Annotated in this window: 1 protein-coding gene; it reads left to right on the top strand. The window is 56.7% G+C overall.

Annotated features, from left to right (window positions below):
* Positions 1–307: HD domain-containing protein (locus P0G09_RS18010; protein WP_275253356.1), on the top strand; the 307-nt coding region annotated here is incomplete at both ends.

The raw sequence follows: 307 nt of genomic DNA, 5'->3' as shown, positions 1-307 counted from the left end.
AAGGGAATATCCATGACATCACGCACCTGAGCTGCGTGTGGACCTATGCCAAAACCATTGGTGAGCTGGAGGGGCTGGACGCAGACACGCATTTTATTCTTGAGGTGGCGGCCATCACCCACGATATCGCCTGCCCGCTCTGCCGCAAAAAGTACGGCAACACAAATGGTAAATATCAGGAGCAGGAGGGTGCCCCGCTGGTGCGGGAGTTCTTGGCGGATACCGGCATGACGGCAGAACAGATCGACCGTGTGGCCTATCTGGTAGGGCACCACCATAGTCCTGCGCAGATCGACGGCATTGACTA

Origin of the sequence: Faecalibacterium sp. DFI.5.82, assembly GCF_029076575.1 — a bacterium.
Classification (GTDB): Bacteria; Bacillota; Clostridia; order Oscillospirales; family Ruminococcaceae; genus Faecalibacterium; species Faecalibacterium duncaniae.
This window is presented reverse-complemented; position numbering and strand designations above follow the sequence as displayed.